This window comes from Mycobacterium sp. Aquia_216, from assembly GCF_026723865.1.
Lineage (GTDB): Bacteria > Actinomycetota > Actinomycetes > Mycobacteriales > Mycobacteriaceae > Mycobacterium.
In genome coordinates, this window is the sequence record NZ_CP113529.1 from 4,738,296 (window position 1) to 4,754,427 (window position 16,132).

A 16,132-nucleotide genomic window follows, 5' to 3' on the forward strand; every position below is an offset into this window, starting at 1 on the left:
ACGGTCATGAGCGGTAAGCCGCCACCACCGGCTCCAGCTCGTCGGGGGTTGCGCCGTGCATGATCACCGCGTCGGCCCCGTACTCGAATTCCTTGCGGATCCGCGCCACGCACTGCGCAGCCGAGCCGGTGGCCGAGGGCTCCAGCCATTCGTCGGGAATCAGCGTCGCGATGTGCTCGATCTGCGCGGGCGTGGCCTTGTGGTCGATCCCGCCGGCGATCGAAGTCACCACCGAGTCGCCCCGGAATCGTTCCAGCACAGCGGGATCCCAATTGTTGGTCTGCACCATCAGGTCGCCGTACCCCTGCAGGTAGGTGGCCAGCCGGGCGACGGTCTTCTTCAGCCGCAGCTCCTCGGGAAGGTGGTCTCCGACGGTGGCGAAGCACGACCACACCCGCACGCTGTCGGGGTCGCGGCCCGCCTTCTCCGCCGCAGACTTGACGGTTTTGACGCAGCGCTGCAACGTCTCCGGCGTGAAGTAGGTGTGCAGGATGACGTCGTCGAAAGCCCTGCCACCGAGCGCGAGCGTGTTGGGCCCGAAAGCCACCAGCGCCAGCCGAATGTCCTCGTTGAAGTCCGGGTCGAGGAACAGGATCGGATACTTGCCCATCGGGCCCTCGTGGTTGAAGATCAGCTCGCCGTGGAACAACCGGCGCATGACCTGCGCCCAGTCCTCCATCTGCGCGGTCGTCACCGCTGGAATGCCGAACGCCCCGTATATCGCGGCGATGCCGCGCCCGATGCCCAACGTGAACCGCCCCCGGGAGAGCCGGTGCATCGTGGTCGCCCACGACCCGGTGATCAGCGGATGCCGTGTGTTGTGATTGGTTGCCGCAGTGGCGATCTGCATCCGGTTGGTCACCGCGCAGGCCGCGCCAACCAGAGACGATGCTTCCTTGACGTTCCAGCGCTCGGAGATGAACGCGGTGCCGAAGCCCAGCTCCTCGCCGCGGCGCGCCTCGTCCATCAGGGTTGCCGGCCCCTCACCGCCGGCGCCGGCCAGCAGGTAGTAGCCCAATTCGTCCAGCGTCTTCGTCAACTCCAAACTCCTTGCTTGTAACCACAATTCCAGACTTCGGTGATCTTCCCGGCGACGACGCGGAAAATCTCCATGCTGCCGACCTCAACGTCTGTGCCATCCTTGAGCGTCATCGGGGACTGGTAGACGATGGCGACGTGCTCGCCGTCGTCCCCGGCAACCACCAGGTTCAGTTCGAATCGGATGGCCTCGAACATGCCCCAGTGATCGATGATGCGGTTGACCGCCTGTTCGTGCGTGAGCACTGTCGCTTCGCCCACTTCATGCCGCGTGACCGTGTCGCCGATCAGCTCCTCGGCGAGCGCGAAGTCGCGCTTGTTCCACACCACGAGGTTGTACAGCTCGACGACCTCGCGGGCCGTCCGAACTGAAGCCATCAGGCCGATACCGCATCGTCGGCCACCGCGCACAGGAAACGCTCGGTGACTCGCTGCACGCGGCGCGAGAAAATGTGCCCGACGTGGCTGCCGTCGTACCAAAACAGTTCGCCGCCCCACCGCTCCTGCAGGGCAGTCGTCGGCTCGCGCATCGCCATGCGGTCATGCCATGCCCCGACGATGAGCCGGCGCTCCGGCGGGGGCGCCGGCTCAACGGCCAATGGGTCGATCACCGAGGTCAGCCTCGCGACCACCGGGGATCCCAGCAGATCCCGGAAAGCGTCCCGCGCGGACCCCCAGCGCGACAGGTGCCGGGCGATCATTCCGTTGAGCCCCAGGATCGGGGTGTACAGACCCACCGCGTCGATGTCCCGTTCGAGATGTGAGACCAGCGCGGCGACCGGGGTGCCCATCGAAATCCCTGACACCACAACGGCACTGGCTTGCGGTCGCACCCACTGCACCACCGCGCGCACCTCTGACACCGAACGCATCATGCCCGCGACGTTGCCCAGTGGGTCCATGTCCGGATAGGCCGGCCATTCGCGGCGCCGGGAGCCATGGCCGGGCTGCACCGGCATTGCGACGTTAAAGCCGAGCTTGTGATGGATCCGGCCGATCCGGGTCAGCACCAGATCCTCGGTACCGCCCTGGCCGGCACCGTGCACCCAGACCAGCCACGGCCGTGGGCCGTCGGTGTGCCGACACACGTGCACTACCGCTCGCGCCGGGCCGCCCAGGCCCGCGGCCCCCAGCGTCTTCGGCAGCTTCGGGTCATGCTCGAACGTCATTCGTTCGTAGGCGAGTCCGCCGATCCTGCGCCGCTGTACCGCGGTGGTCCGCAGCGGCGTGGGGTCGGCATGCGCACGGTCAATGCCCAGTTCCGCCAACTCCTCGGCCGCCGGTTCACACTCGGCAAGCGGCCGTAGCTGCTCGGTCAGATTCCCACCTAACAGCGAGAAGCCACTCAAGGCAAGCTCATCCAGCATGACTTCGCCGAACTGGCGGATGCCGCGGCGCGACGCCGGGACCCAGCCCGTCGACTCGTTGAGACCGGCCACCGTCCGTGGCACCACCATGCCGAATTCCCGGGTGATGTCCAAGGATCGTCTCGCCAGTGAGAATCCACCCATGCCGCTCACCCTAATCCGGCTAGCTCAGCTTGAAACCGGTGTAACCGCCGGCCGCGATTTCGTCGCAGCGGCGGCGATATTCGGGGATCCCGCCGGTGTAGCCCATGTACATCCGTTTCTTGCCCGGGACGTTCCCGCCGTTGTACCAAGAGTTGCAGGACGGGTGCACCAGCACCGTAGGTGCGACGAGCGACGTGGTGTGATCGATCCACTCCTGCTGTGCGGTGGCCAGCGCCTCGATACTGCGAATTCCGTTGTCGCGCAAGTATTCAATGCAATCACCAATCCACTCCACATGTTGCTCGAGTGCGGCAACGAAGTTCGTGGCCGCACTCGGGCTGCCCGGGCCCTGGATGGTGAACAGGTTCGGGAATCCGGCGACCGCCAGCCCGAGATAGGACAGTGGCCCCTCGGTGGCCCAGAATTCGGCAAGCGAGCGCCCGTCGCGGCCGCGAATGTCGATGCGGGACAACGCGCCGGTGATCGCGTCGAACCCGGTGGCGTAGACGATCACGTCGAGGGCGTACTCATCGCTTTCGGTGCGGATGCCGGTCGGCGTCACTTCCCGGATCGGCGATTTGCGTAAGTCGACGAGCGCGACGTTGTCGCGGTTGAACGTCTCGTAGTAGCCCTGGTCGATGATCGGTCGCTTGCAGGCGAAGGGGTGCACGGGCACCAACGACGCGGCGGTTTCCGGATCCTTGACAATGCGGGCCACCGCCTCGCCGTACAGCCGGCCGGCCATCTGATTGGCTTCGATGTCGAAGAAGATATCGCTCCAGTTGAGCGCGCCCATCACTCCGTTCTCGTCGATGGCGCGCAGTTGCTCTTCGCGGGTTGCCGCCTTGAGCGGCGGGCCGCTCAGCATCTCCAGCAGCACCGAGAAGGCGCTCAGCCGCGCCGCCCCGATCGGGTGGGCTCGTTGGGCTTCCCGGATCTCGCCGTATCGGCCTTTCATCTCGTCCAGCTCGCCGGGTTCGAACCGGTGCACCCGCCACGGCAGCGTGTAGGCGGGTGAACGCTGAAATACATACAGCTGCAACGCGTCCCGAGCCACCACGGGGATGAGCTGAACCCCGGAGGAGCCGGTACCGATGACACCGACACGTTGTCCGGTGAGGTCGAAGCCCTCCTCGGGCCAGCGGCTGGTGTACAGCGAGGCGCCGGTAAAGGTGGCGGTGCCCGGGATGTTCGGTTCCAGCGGCACCGACAGAATGCCGGAAGCGGCGACCACGAACGGGGCGACAACGGATTCGCCGCTCTCGGTGCGCACTACCCACCGGGCGGCTTCCTCGTCGAACTCCATCGCGACGACCTTGGTATCGAACGCGATATCGCGACGCAGGTCCAGCCGATCGGCGACGAAATTCAGGTAGGCCTCGATTTCGGGCTGGGCGGGCATGGACTCCGTCCAGACCCATTCCTGCTGAACCGCTTCGGAGAAGCTGTAGGAGTACTCGATACTTTCGATGTCACACCGGGCACCGGGGTAACGGTTGAACAGCCAGGTGCCGCCGACGTTTTCCGCCATCTCCAGCACCCGGGTGCGTATTCCGAGCTGCCGCAGCCGATGCAACATGTACAGACCGGAGAACCCGGCACCGATCACCAGCGCGTCGAAGGATGTATCGGCATCAGGCATCGTCACCACCGCTTATCCTCAGGATCGTGCGAGTCAGGTGCAGGCTCTTGATCCGCCAGGAGCCGTCTGTCTTCTCGTAGGTCTCGTGATAGTGGCCCGCGCCGTGCATCTGTCGACCGTCGCCGAAGATCAGCAGGTCCTCCATCGCCCAGATGCCGGTAGCGGTGGCGGCCGAGGTGAGGGTCAGCTCCGGGGTGTGGCAATGGTGCATGGTGGCCACACCTTCCAGGCCACCCAGCACGGTCGGTACGAAGTTGTCGACACCCTCGATCGGCGCTGCCGTCATCGGTTCGGCACCGCCGACGGACACCGCCATGTCGAGGATGACCACCACATCGGTGGTGAACACGCTGCGCCAGGATTCGACGTCTTTGGTGTCCAGAAACCGGCAGTAGCGCGCCTTCAGCTTTCGAAGCTCTTCCAGCTCATCGGCCGCAGAGACAAACGCTCGCGTCATCACGCTCCTTGCCCCGCCCTGGACGAACTTCTGAGGACCTGCTGAAATCTATACTGTAACGGGCTTAGTATCTAGCAGAACCAGGGAGGAGTCGCCGTGAAAGTCCCGTTTACCTGGAAGGTCACCGGGTGGTTCATGGTCGGGTGGTCGCCCGAATTCCCCCATGGCGAAGTCCGGCCGCTGCAGTACTTCGGCGAGGATCTAGTCGCCTATCGCGGCGAGTCGGGCGAGCTGCACGTTCTGGAAGGACACTGCAAACACCTCGGCGCTCACATCGGTCACGGCGGCAAGGTGGTCGGCGACTGTGTCGAGTGTCCCTTCCACGGCTGGCGCTGGGGCCCGGACGGCACCAACCGATACATCCCCTATCAGCCGGACCGGCCCAACCGGGCGCTGCGGCTCAAGTCGTATCCCGTCCGCGAGCAATACGACTGCGTGTTCGTCTGGCATCACCCCGACGGCAAGGAGCCGCAGTGGGAAATGCCGGATATTTTCCGAAAGTTCCCGCAGTTCGAGACGGATCCCACGGGCTACTACCGGGCGTATCCGGAATTCTCCCGGCGCGCTGAGCGCGAACCGGTGCATCCGCAGATCGTGGCGGAGAACGCCCCCGACAGCGCCCATTTCGAGTACGTCCACCACGCGACGGTGACACCTCGGGTGCTCGACTGGAAGATCGTCGACCACGAATGGCAATTCATCGCGGGCTGGCCGGACGCACGCAGCGACAATCCGGACGATCTCGCATTACGTTTCCACAGCCACCTGTTCGGTCTCGGCGGGGCAATCAGCGTCTTCGAGGGCGCCCAGAATCATCGCCTGATTTTCACATGCACGCCGGTCGACGATGAGTGCTCGGACCTGTTCTACTCGATCTGGTGGCCGCGAATCCCAGGCGACGACTCCGACATACCGCAGGGCAAGCTGCGCGGCCTCATCGAAAAGCAGTTCCTGTCCACCGTCTTCGACGACCTGGAAATCTGGCGCTACCAAAAGTACGTGGAGCATCCGGCACTGTCCAAGGCTGACGCGAAAGGCTATATGGCACTGCGAAAATGGGCGACGCAGTTCTACGACGTTCCGGCATGAAGCTCCAACTCGCCTACCTCGTGGCGCCCGCGCACACCGCGATCATCGCCCAGGAATGCCAGGGCGCGGTCATCGGCCCGCACGCCGGATTGGCGGCACTCGCCGAGGAAGCCCGACGGGAGGCGCTGCCCAACGTCGTGCGGTTGTTGCCGGCGGCCCGGGCCGCCGGCGTGCACGTGGTCCATTGTCTGGTGCAGCGCCGTCCCGACGGGCTCGGTTCCAACGACAACGCCAAGGTCTTCACCATGAGTCGCGGCGCGGTCGACATCGCCCCGGGCACACCTGGAGCCGAGGTGCTTCCCGAATTAGGGCCCGAGCCAAGAGATCTGGTGCTGCGCAGGTGGCACGGTGTCGGACCGATGGGAGGCACCGACCTCGACGCGGTGCTGCGCAACCTCGGGGTTTCGACGGTGGTCGTGGTCGGTGTATCCCTGAACGTCGCGATACCCAACGTGGTGATGGATGCGGTCAACGCCGCCTATCGCGTAGTCGTCCCCCGGGACGCGGTAGCGGGCATCCCCACCGAGTACGGTGCAGCGATGATCGCCAACACGCTTTCACTGCTGGCAACGATCACCACCACCGACGATCTGCTCCAGGCATGGCAGCAGCAGAAGCAAGGAACCCCATGACCGAAACAGCACCGGAAGCGCCAGAAATTCGAGGCGGATTTCCCGATGTCAAGCCGGTCGAAGCGGCTCCGCCGGAGCTTGGCGCGTTCGTGGCGGCAATGCGCCGGCTGCAGGACCTGACCGTATCCACGAACCCGGACCCCGCTCTGTGGGCCGCCGCGGCCGCACACCTCGACAACGCCTGCGCGTTACTGGACGGCCACCAGGTTCCGGAAACCGAGGCCGTGGCCGGCCGCGTGCTGAGTCTGCCCGGTCTGGGCCATCCACTGCTGGCGCCGTGGCTGGTCACCGAGCATGGACCCGACGGCGTCACGATGGAAGGGCACTTCACCCGGTCCCACGTGGGCGGCAACAATGCTGTGCACGGCGGCATGATCCCGCTGTTCTACGACTGGCTGTTCGGCATGGTCGTTTCCACCGCCGGCATTCGCCCAACCCGCACCGCGTACCTGCACGTCGACTACCGCAAGATCACCCCGATCGACGAACCATTGACCGCGAAAGGCCGCATCAGCGACACCGACGGCAGGAAAGTCCTCATCTCCTCGACGATGACATCGGCCGATGGATCGCTACTCAGCGAAGCCAATGGCCTGATGGTCCGTCTGCTACCGCACCAGCCGTGAAAGACGCTTGAAGGACAACGATGTCAGACACCACAACGCAATTCACGGTTCCCGCGGTCGCGAAGGCCGTCGCGGCCGCGATCGGTGACCGCGAGCTGCTGATCCAGGGCGATCGGCGATTCAGCTACGCGCAGATCGTCGAGCGGTCTCACCGTCTCGCCGCCTATCTGCGCTCCCGGGGACTGGGCTGCCACACCGAGCGCTCCGACCTTGCCGGCCATGAGGTGGGCCAGGACCTGCTCGGCCTGTACGCCTACAACGGAAACGAATTCGTCGAGTCGTTGCTCGGCGCCTTCCAGGCGCGGGTGGCCCCCTTCAACGTCAACTTCCGCTACGTCAAAAGCGAGCTGCAGTATCTGCTCGCGGATTCGGGTGCGACCGCGCTGGTCTACCACGCCGCGTTCGCGCCACGGGTGGCCGAAGTCCTGCCCGACCTCCCGCGGCTCCGCGTGCTGATCCAGATCGCCGACGGCTCCGGCAACGACTTGATCCACGGCGCAGTCGATTACGACACCGTCATCGGTTCCAGTCCGTCCGAGCCGCCGGCGGTGCAGCACTCCCCCGACGACTTGTACGTCCTGTACACCGGCGGCACCACGGGGATGCCGAAGGGTGTGCTGTGGCGCCAGCACGACATCTTCATGACGTCGTTCGGCGGCCGCAATCTGATGACGGGCGAGCCCGCCCGTTCGGTCGACGAGATTGTGGAACGAGTCACCGCCAGCGCCGCGACCAAGCTGATGATCCTGCCGCCGCTGATCCACGGCGCGGCGCAGTGGAGTGTGATGACCGCTCTGACCACTGGGCAATCCGTCGTCTTCCCTTCGGTCGTCGACCATTTGGATGCCGAGGATGTGGTCCGCACGATCGAGCGGGAGCGGGTATCGGTGGTGACGGTGGTCGGAGATGCGATGGCCCGTCCGTTGCTCGCCGCCGTCGAGAAGGGCCTGAAAAACGGGACAGCGGACGTGTCGTCGCTGGCCGTGATCGCCAACGGCGGCGCCTTGCTGACCCCGTTCGTCAAGCAGCGCTTGATCGAAGCGCTGCCGAATGCCGTTGTCGTCGACGGTGTCGGTTCCTCGGAGACCGGGGCGCAGATGCATCACCTGTCGGCGTCGGGCGCGGTGTCCACCGGCACCTTCAACGCCGGCCCGGACACATTCGTGGCGGCCGAGGACCTGTCGTCGATCCTGCCGCCGGGACACGACGGGATCGGCTGGCTGGCCCAGCGCGGCTACGTTCCACTCGGGTACAAGGGCGACGCGGCCAAGACCGCGGCGACCTTCCCGGTCATCGACGGCGTGCGGTATGCGATTCCCGGCGATCGGGCACGCCACCGCGCGGACGCCAGCATCGAACTGCTGGGCCGTGATTCGGTGACGATCAATTCCGGCGGCGAGAAGATCTTCGCCGAGGAAGTCGAGACCGCGATCGCGTCGCATCCCGCGGTGGCCGATGTGGTGGTCGCGGGCCGGCCGAGTGAACGTTGGGGCCAGGAGGTCGTCGCCGTCGTCGCGCTCGCCGAAGGGGCCCACGCCGACGCCGATGATCTGGTGGCCCACGCCGCGCAATCACTGGCGCGCTACAAACTTCCCAAGGCGATCGTCTTCCGTCCCGTCATCGAACGCAGTCCGTCCGGCAAGGCCGACTACCGCTGGGCACGCGAGCAGGCCACACAGGGCGCCTCATGAAATATCGGGATCGCGTCGCCGTCGTTACCGGTGCCGGCTCGGGAATCGGCCGCGCCTTGACCTACGCGCTCACCGCGGACGGGGCGCACGTCGCGGCATCCGACATCGACAAGGCGAGTCTGGCCGAAACACAAGCAATGTGCCGGGCCGGACACGTGACCACCTATCAGGTCGACGTCGCAGACCGCGATGCGGTGTGCGGGTACGCCGAAGACGTACGCCGCGACCTCGGGCCCACCTCGATGCTCTTCAACAACGCCGGGGTCGACCTGTTCGCCAGCATCGCGGACATGTCCTGGAAGGACTTCGACTGGCTGCTCGGCATCAACATCGGTGGCGTGGTCAGCGGGACCAAGGCCTTCCTGCCGCAGCTGATCGAATCCGGAACCAGCCAGCACCCCGCGCGGTTGGTCAACCTGTCCAGTGCCTTCGGACTGATTGCGGTCCCCTACCAGGGCGCTTACAGCACTTCGAAGTTCGCCGTGCGCGGCTTCACCGAGGCACTGCGCCAGGAGATGATCATCCAGGGCCATCCGGTGACGGTGCATTGCGTGCACCCGGGCGTCGTACGCACCAACTTCGGGACGAACATGCGCACCGCGGACACCGAGGATCCCGAGCAAGCGGCGAAATACTTTGGACGGATGGCACTCACGTCGCCGGAGAAGGCCGCTCGAGCCATCCTGCGCGGAGCCGACAAAAACCGCGCCAGAATCCTCATTGGACCCGACGGGCGTGTGATGGCGGCGATGCCGCGGCTCCTGGGTGTCAGATACGCCGACCTGATGGCGCGTGTCGCGAGGCTGAATCCCAACGCACGCTAGGCGCGCGGACGGCCCTTGAGCCGGCGGCGGGTCCGGGCCCGCGTCATGCGCATCATGGCGTCGGCATACATGCGCATCGACTTCCCGAATGGCGGTGCGGCGCTGCCGGTGATGCTGAACGGCAGGTCGCTTCCCACCACCGACCGGTGATGGCTGAACGCGTCGAAGCCGGTCTTGCCGTGATAGGCGCCCATCCCGCTGCGGCCCACGCCGCCAAATGGTGCGGCCGACGGAATCATCTGTGCGGCAAAGTCGTTGCGGGCGACGCCACCGCTGCGGGTGCTGGACACGAAGTCGCGGAAGTCGGCGTCATCGGGCCCAAACCAGTAGGCCACCAGCGGCGCCGGCCGCCGATTGATGTAGTCGACGGCCTCGCCCAGGCGCGAATATCCCTTGACAACCAGGACCGGACCGAAGATTTCTTCGCTGGCGATCTTCATCCGGTCGTCGATGTCGCGGACGATGGTGGGCGCGATCTTTCGGGTACCGCGGTCGGGCAATGACTCCCCTTTCGGCGCAACGGTTTCCACGGTGGCACCGTTAGCCCGTGCGTCTTCGATCAGGCCGATGACCCGGTCGAAATTGGCGACGTTGACACTCGAGCAGTAGTCGTCGTTGGCCACGATGTTGGGGAACATGCCGCGCAGCGTCTCGCGCGCGACGCCGACGAATGTGTCGATCTGATCGTCGGGGACGAAGACATAGTCGGGGCACACGCACACCTGCCCCCCGTTGACCATGCGGCCCTGCGCGATCCGCGCGGCGGATCGACGGATGTTTGCGTTGGGCGCGACGACGACGGGGTTCTTGCCACCGAGCTCCAGCGTCACCGGAACCAGGTTCTGGGCGGCCGCTTGCTGCACCAGGGCGCCGACCGAGGGCGAACCGGTGAAGAACAGGTGATCGAACGGCAGCGCCGCGAAGAGCGCGGCGACTTGCGCGTCGCCGGTGACGATGTCGAGTTCGTCGGAATCGAAGTAGTTCGGCGCCGTCTCCCTCATCAACTCGGCGGTGTGGGACGTGATCTCCGACATCTTGATCATCACCCGATTGCCCGCGGCGAATGCGGTCGCGGCGGGCAGGATCACGAGATTGAGCGGAAAGTTCCACGGACCGATGATGCCGACCACGCCGAGCGGCGACGGCTGCACCTCGGCGCGCAGCCCGAACAGTCCGGCCGCACGCATCAGCTTGGTCGCCCGCATCCATTGAGCAACATGGGATCTCGTGTGCTCGATCACCGAGATCATCCCGATGACCTCGGTGAACAACGATGCCGCCTTGGACCGGGTGCCGAAATCGGTGGCCATCGCATCGACAAACGCGTCGGTGTTGTCGAGAACGAGCGCCATCAACCGGTCGATGCGGTTGCGCCGCAGCCCGACGCCGGGCGGCCCATCGGCGACGAAGGCTTGCCGCTGTCTGGCCAGGATCGCGCCCAAGGCCGCACGCTGCTGTTCGACTGTGCTGTCAGCGCGTTCATCGAGTGTGCTCATGGTGACCTAACGTCGGTGCTGGCTAACCACTTCTCACGACGGTGCTGATGATAAGCCCATATTGCCTACTGTAATTATTACAGTACGATCGTACGCAAAGACTGCCCGTTTCGCGCTGAGATGCTGGAGACTCCAGGTGACGACCAACGTTCACACCGCCGGCAGCGGCGACCAGACCGTCGATTTGCGAGACCCCTACCCGTACTTCGCACACAAGCGTCACCAGTCCGGCGTCTTCCGCGGGACGGTCATGGACTACACCAAGACACCCGCCTCCCTGCTGCCCAAAAACGAGTACTCCGCGGTGTCGTTCAACGCGGTCAACACGGTGTTCCGGGATGGCCGGCTCTTCAGCTCCAAGCCGTACGACAAAACAATCGGCCTGTTCATGGGTCCGACCATCCTGGCGATGGAGGGCAAGAAACATCGCGAGCACCGCAACCTGGTGTCGGCGGCATTCAAGTCCAGGGCCCTGGCCCGCTGGGAGCCCGAGATCGTCCGTCCGATCTGCGACGCGTTGATCGACGAATTCATCGATGCCGGCACAGCCGATCTGGTGCGCAACTACACCTTCGAATTCCCCACTCGCGTCATCGCGCGGCTACTGGGGTTGCCGGACGAAGACCTGCCGATGTTCCGCAAGCATGCCGTGCAGTTGATCAGTTACCACGTCAACTACGAACGGGCCTTCGAGGCTTCGGCGGCGCTGAAGGATTACTTCGTCGAGCAGATCGAAAAGCGCAAATCCACACCGACCGAGGACATCATCGGTGACCTGGTGACCGCCGAGATCGATGGGGAAAAGCTCAGCGACGAGGCCATCTACTCCTTCCTGCGGCTGCTGCTGCCCGCCGGGCTGGAAACCACCTACCGCTCCTCGGGGAACCTGCTGTATCTGCTGCTCACCCATCCCGATCAGTTCGCCGCGGTACAAGCCGATCGCGCGCTGATCAGCCAGGCGATCGAGGAAGGCCTGCGTTTCGAGACGCCGCTGACCACGGTGCAGCGGTTCACCACACAGGACACCGAACTGGAAGGCGTGACCATACCGGCGCGCTCCGTCATCGGCGTATGCATCGGGTCGGCCAATCGCGACGAAACGCGCTGGGAGCGGTCGGAAGAATTCGACGTCTTCCGCAAGGCCACTCCGCACATCTCCTTCGCCGCCGGCGAGCACACCTGTTTGGGCCTGCACTTGGCACGGCTGGAAACCCGTGTCGCGCTCGAATGCCTACTGAACCGGTTGACCGACATCAACCTGCTCACCGCTGACGACCCGCACATCTTCGGTCAGCCCTTCCGCTCGCCGACCGCCCTTCCCGTGACGTTCGACGGCAAGTAGCGTCCGCAGTTAAAGAAACGCCCGGCCCGCGAGAAGACAGAGTTGGTAAAAGAAATGGTCAAGGTAATGCAGGGCTTTCGAGTCCTCGAGGTCGCGCAGTTCACGTTCGTCCCGGCGGCGGGAGCGATCCTCGCGGATTGGGGTGCGGACGTGATCAAAGTCGAACACCCGCTGCGCGGCGACACTCAACGCGGCTTCCTCAACATGGGTGGCATTCAGGTCGATCCGGACCGGCATCCGCTGATGGAGCATCCCAACCGAGGCAAGCGCAGCGTCGGAATCGACGTATCCACGCCGGGCGGCCAGGAAGTGATCTACGAACTGGCCAAAACCTCCGATGTGTTCCTGACCAACTACAAGCCGGCGCAGCGGCAAAACCACAAATTCGACGTCGAGCACATTCGCGCGGCGAACCCGAACATCATCTATGCCCGGGGTTCGGCCTACGGCGACAAGGGTGCCGAGCGCAATGTCGGCGGCTACGACGGGACGGCGTTCTGGACGCGCAGCGGTATCGGCTACGCGTTGACACCGGAGGAGTTGGGCGGCGCACTGGGACAGGGAATTCCCGCGTTCGGCGATTCCATCGGCGGCATGTTCATCGCCGGCGGCATCTCGGCCGCGTTACTGCATCGCGAGCGCACCGGGGAGGCAGTCGAACTCGACGTGTCGCTGTTGAGCACGGCCTGGTGGGCCGCGGGCGCCAGTATGACGCAGGGCATGGAGACCGGACAGGTCATGCGCACCCCGATGCCGGGATCTGCCACCGCGATGTCGGTGAATCCGTTCATGGGCAACTACGAAACGTCGGGCGGCGGCACGATCAACCTCTGCATCATCAGCCCGACCGGCCTGATCCGCGACACCTTCGAGCATCTCGGCATTCCCGAAGCCGCCGACGATCCCCGCTTCAGCGAGGTACTCCCGTTGATTCAGAATGCCAACGCGGCCGCCGAGCTGATCGCGAAGGCCTTCGCCGCCAAGCCCTTTGAGTATTGGCGTCATCATCTCAAGACGATGCAGGGGCAGTGGGCACCGTTCCAGAGCCTGATCGACCTGGCCAACGACGAGCAGGCCATCGCCAACGACATGATCGCAGAAGTCGAAGTCGCCGCGGGCGGTGCACCGTTCAAAGTCGTCCGCGGACCCGTCCAGTTCAACCACGAGCCACTGGTGACCACCCGGGCGCCGCAAGCCTCCGAGCACACCGAGATCGTCTTGATGGAGATCGGCATGGATTGGGACCGCATCGAAGAACTCAAGAAGGCGGGAGCCATTGCATGAATCGCGCCGGCGACGATGCAATGGGGCACCTCCCGCTTGCGGGGGACGAAGCGATGAAAAGGAGTGGCGCGCATGAATGATGTCGCGATCATCGGGGTCGGCCTGCATCCGTTCGGTCGCTTCGAGGGCAAGTCGGCGATGCAGATGGGTGTGGACGCCATCCTCGCCGCGGTCGCCGACGCCGGCATCGCCTGGCAGGACGTCCAATTCGCCACCGGCGGTAGCTGGACGGTCGCGAATCCGGACGCGATCGTCGGCATGGTCGGCCTGACCGGCATCCCCTTCACCAACGTGTTCAACGCGTGCGCCACCGCGGCCAGTGCTGTCAAGGCCTGTGCCGACGGAATCCGGTTGGGCGACTACGACATCGGCATCGCGATCGGATTGGACAAGCATCCGCGCGGAGCGTTCACCGAGGACCCGGCGCTGGTGGGCATGCCGCGCTGGTACGCGGAGAATGGCCAATATCTGACCACCCAGTTCTTCGGCATGAAGGCCAACCGATACCTGCACGACCACAACATCTCCCAGGAGACGCTGGCCAAGGTCGCCGCGAAGAACTTCCGCAACGGCGCCTTGAACCCCAACGCCTTTCGCCGCAAGCCCATCTCCGAGGAGAACATCCTCAACTCGACGATGCTCAACTATCCGCTGACCCAGTACATGTTCTGCGCGCCCGACGAGGGCGCCGCGGCGGCGGTGATGTGTAGGGCCGACATCGCCCACCGCTATACCTCCAAACCCGTGTACCTGCGGGCGGTGGAAGTCCGCACCCGCCGCTACGGCGCCTACGAGGTCAACACCACCTGCGCTCCGGTCGAAGAAGACGTCGCACCAACGGTTTACGCCGCCCGTACCGCATTCGAGAAGGCCGGCATCGCCCCCACCGATGTCGCTGTGATCCAGTTGCAGGACACCGATGCCGGCGCCGAGATCATCCACATGGCCGAGTGCGGGTTCTGCGAGCACGGCGACCAGGAGAAGCTACTGGCCGAAGGCGCCACCGAGATCAACGGCCCGATGCCGGTCAACACCGACGGCGGGCTGATCGCCAACGGCGAACCCATCGGCGCCTCCGGGCTGCGACAGATCCATGAGATCGTTCGCCAACTCCGCGGTGAGGCGGGCGATCGGCAGGTACCCGGGAATCCGAAGGTGGGATTCACCCAGTTGTACGGCGCGCCCGGCACCGCCGCGGCGACCATCCTGACGACCTGACGGCACCCGCGGCACCGCTCCTCGTGACGTGGCGGCGACGACGCGGCGGCCGAAGTCGCGGTGGGCGCACACTCGGCGACAGATCAGGAGACCTTCTTGACCGGCGGTGCGTAGCTGGGCTTGCCCAGCCCGAGCGTGTACTGGCCGATCATATTGCGGAACACCTCGAGGGTGCCGCCGTAGATCCCGACCAGGGGCGCGAACCGATATACGTATTCGGCGCTGCCGTCATCGGCGGCCCCGTCGGTGCCGAACGGCAGCGTCGACGCCGCCCCGTGGATGTCCATCAGGTCCGGGGAGATGTCACGCATCGTCTGGGCGATCGCCACCCTCCCGTAGATGCTCGGGGATGACAGGGCCGCCTCCAACCGGGCGACGCTGCGGCCCAGCCGGTAGGCGACCGAATCGTCGTCGATGAGCTTGCGCCCGTTGGGATCCGGCCGTGTCACGGCCGCCGCGGCGTTGTCGACCGCCAAGGCCATCGAACCGGCCTGGTGCATCATGATCGAGGTGTCCTGCAACCCGTCGGGTGCGGCCGCGACCGCGCCGTGCTCGGTGTTGAGCGGTTCACGCAGCACCGTCCAGCCCGCGTTCACATCGCCCAGCCGATACTTGTCGTCGACGCGGACATCGCTGTAGTAGACGATGTTGGTCCGGTCGCCGTCCACGGTGCGGATGCCCTGGATCTCGACGCCCGGCAAGTTCAGCGGCACCAGGAACATGGTCAGGCTCTTGTGCTTTGGCGCATCCGGGGCGGTGTTGGTGATCAGGAAGACGTACTGGCAGTTGTGCGCACCGGTGGTGAACATCTTCGAGCCGTTGATCACCCAGCCGTCGCCATCACGCACCGCGCGGGTCTTGCAGGTGGCGATGTCGGAGCCACCTTCGGGCTCGGTGTAGCCGAGGCAGAGGCGGGCCTCGCCGCTGAAGACCTTCGGCATCACCTCATCCTGCAGCTCGGCCGATCCGAATCTCGCAACCGAGCGCGCCACCATGGCGGTCGTTCCCCACGTCACCCACGGCACGTGCGCCCGCCGCTTCTCCAGCTCCCAGATGCGCCGGCGCACCCGGGTGAATCCGCCGTCGGATTCCGGCTTCCATTCCAGGGCGAGATAGCCCGCGGCGCCCAAGGCCAGGTGCACGCCTTCGTCGAAGTTGTCGCCGGTTTCGCGGTCGCGGCGCCGAACCTCCTCGGTCACCTGGGTTTTCAGAAATTCGCGCACTTCCTCGCGGAACGCGTTGTCCTCGTCGGATAGCTCCACCCGGGAGAAGTCCATGTGTT

15 protein-coding genes are annotated in these 16,132 nt (G+C 65.2%); 8 read left to right on the forward strand and 7 right to left on the reverse strand.

The window, feature by feature from the left end:
- Positions 1-4: 4 nt before the first annotated feature.
- From OK015_RS22075 to OK015_RS22095, 5 genes are read right to left on the reverse strand one after another with little or no spacing between them, the layout of a single operon-like run.
- Positions 5-1,072 carry a TIGR03857 family LLM class F420-dependent oxidoreductase gene (locus tag OK015_RS22075; protein ID WP_268132981.1) on the reverse strand — a complete coding sequence of 356 codons (1,068 nt, stop codon included), beginning with the start codon at positions 1,070-1,072 and terminating at the stop codon, positions 5-7.
- Positions 1,036-1,416, reverse strand: coding sequence for a nuclear transport factor 2 family protein (locus OK015_RS22080; RefSeq protein ID WP_268126127.1), 381 nt, complete (start codon positions 1,414-1,416; stop codon positions 1,036-1,038). Before OK015_RS22080 ends, OK015_RS22075 begins: the two co-directional genes overlap by 37 nt.
- Positions 1,416-2,549: a PHB depolymerase family esterase gene (locus OK015_RS22085; RefSeq protein WP_268126128.1), complete on the reverse strand. Its 1,134-nt coding sequence runs from the start codon at positions 2,547-2,549 to the stop codon at positions 1,416-1,418. The genes OK015_RS22080 and OK015_RS22085 overlap by 1 nt, the downstream gene beginning before the upstream one ends.
- A gap of 19 nt (positions 2,550-2,568) precedes the next feature.
- The gene (locus OK015_RS22090; protein ID WP_268132983.1) at positions 2,569-4,191 is read right to left on the reverse strand and encodes a flavin-containing monooxygenase; all 1,623 of its coding nucleotides are present in this window, start codon (positions 4,189-4,191) and stop codon (positions 2,569-2,571) included.
- Positions 4,184-4,648, reverse strand: coding sequence for a nuclear transport factor 2 family protein (locus tag OK015_RS22095; RefSeq protein ID WP_268126129.1), 465 nt, complete (start codon positions 4,646-4,648; stop codon positions 4,184-4,186). Before OK015_RS22095 ends, OK015_RS22090 begins: the two co-directional genes overlap by 8 nt.
- 96 nt (positions 4,649-4,744) lie before the next feature.
- Here OK015_RS22095 and OK015_RS22100 point away from each other — a divergent pair, with 96 nt between their 5' ends.
- The 5 genes from OK015_RS22100 to OK015_RS22120 are packed head-to-tail and all read left to right on the forward strand — an operon-like array spanning position 4,745 to position 9,510.
- Positions 4,745-5,737, forward strand: coding sequence for a Rieske 2Fe-2S domain-containing protein (locus OK015_RS22100; protein WP_268126130.1), 993 nt, complete (start codon positions 4,745-4,747; stop codon positions 5,735-5,737).
- Entirely contained in the window at positions 5,734-6,369 is a 636-nt protein-coding gene (locus OK015_RS22105; RefSeq protein ID WP_268126131.1) for a cysteine hydrolase, read from the forward strand. The genes OK015_RS22100 and OK015_RS22105 overlap by 4 nt, the downstream gene beginning before the upstream one ends.
- Positions 6,366-6,995 carry a PaaI family thioesterase gene (locus OK015_RS22110; protein ID WP_268126132.1) on the forward strand — a complete coding sequence of 210 codons (630 nt, stop codon included), beginning with the start codon at positions 6,366-6,368 and terminating at the stop codon, positions 6,993-6,995. The genes OK015_RS22105 and OK015_RS22110 overlap by 4 nt, the downstream gene beginning before the upstream one ends.
- A 20-nt stretch (positions 6,996-7,015) precedes the next feature.
- On the forward strand, positions 7,016-8,686 hold the full coding sequence (locus OK015_RS22115) for an acyl-CoA synthetase (RefSeq protein ID WP_268126133.1): 1,671 nt from the start codon (positions 7,016-7,018) through the stop codon (positions 8,684-8,686).
- Positions 8,683-9,510 carry an SDR family NAD(P)-dependent oxidoreductase gene (locus OK015_RS22120; RefSeq protein ID WP_268126134.1) on the forward strand — a complete coding sequence of 276 codons (828 nt, stop codon included), beginning with the start codon at positions 8,683-8,685 and terminating at the stop codon, positions 9,508-9,510. Before OK015_RS22115 ends, OK015_RS22120 begins: the two co-directional genes overlap by 4 nt.
- Here OK015_RS22120 and OK015_RS22125 read toward each other — a convergent pair.
- Positions 9,507-10,943, reverse strand: a complete 1,437-nt coding sequence (locus OK015_RS22125) for a coniferyl aldehyde dehydrogenase (RefSeq protein WP_268132985.1) — start codon at positions 10,941-10,943, stop codon at positions 9,507-9,509. The two genes, OK015_RS22120 and OK015_RS22125, sit on opposite strands and share 4 nt — an antisense overlap.
- Positions 10,944-11,142: 199 nt before the next feature.
- Here OK015_RS22125 and OK015_RS22130 point away from each other — a divergent pair, with 199 nt between their 5' ends.
- From OK015_RS22130 to OK015_RS22140, 3 genes are all read left to right on the forward strand, one after another.
- The gene (locus OK015_RS22130; RefSeq protein ID WP_268126136.1) at positions 11,143-12,348 is read left to right on the forward strand and encodes a cytochrome P450; all 1,206 of its coding nucleotides are present in this window, start codon (positions 11,143-11,145) and stop codon (positions 12,346-12,348) included.
- Positions 12,349-12,414: 66 nt separating this feature from the next.
- Positions 12,415-13,632, forward strand: coding sequence for a CaiB/BaiF CoA transferase family protein (locus OK015_RS22135; RefSeq protein WP_268132987.1), 1,218 nt, complete (start codon positions 12,415-12,417; stop codon positions 13,630-13,632).
- 72 nt (positions 13,633-13,704) lie between these two features.
- Complete coding sequence (locus tag OK015_RS22140) at positions 13,705-14,850, forward strand: thiolase family protein (protein ID WP_268126137.1); 1,146 nt, start codon at positions 13,705-13,707, stop codon at positions 14,848-14,850.
- A gap of 83 nt (positions 14,851-14,933) precedes the next feature.
- Here OK015_RS22140 and OK015_RS22145 read toward each other — a convergent pair whose 3' ends face one another.
- The gene (locus OK015_RS22145) at positions 14,934-16,127 is read right to left on the reverse strand and encodes an acyl-CoA dehydrogenase family protein (protein WP_268126138.1); all 1,194 of its coding nucleotides are present in this window, start codon (positions 16,125-16,127) and stop codon (positions 14,934-14,936) included.
- Between the last annotated feature and the right edge of the window lie 5 nt (positions 16,128-16,132).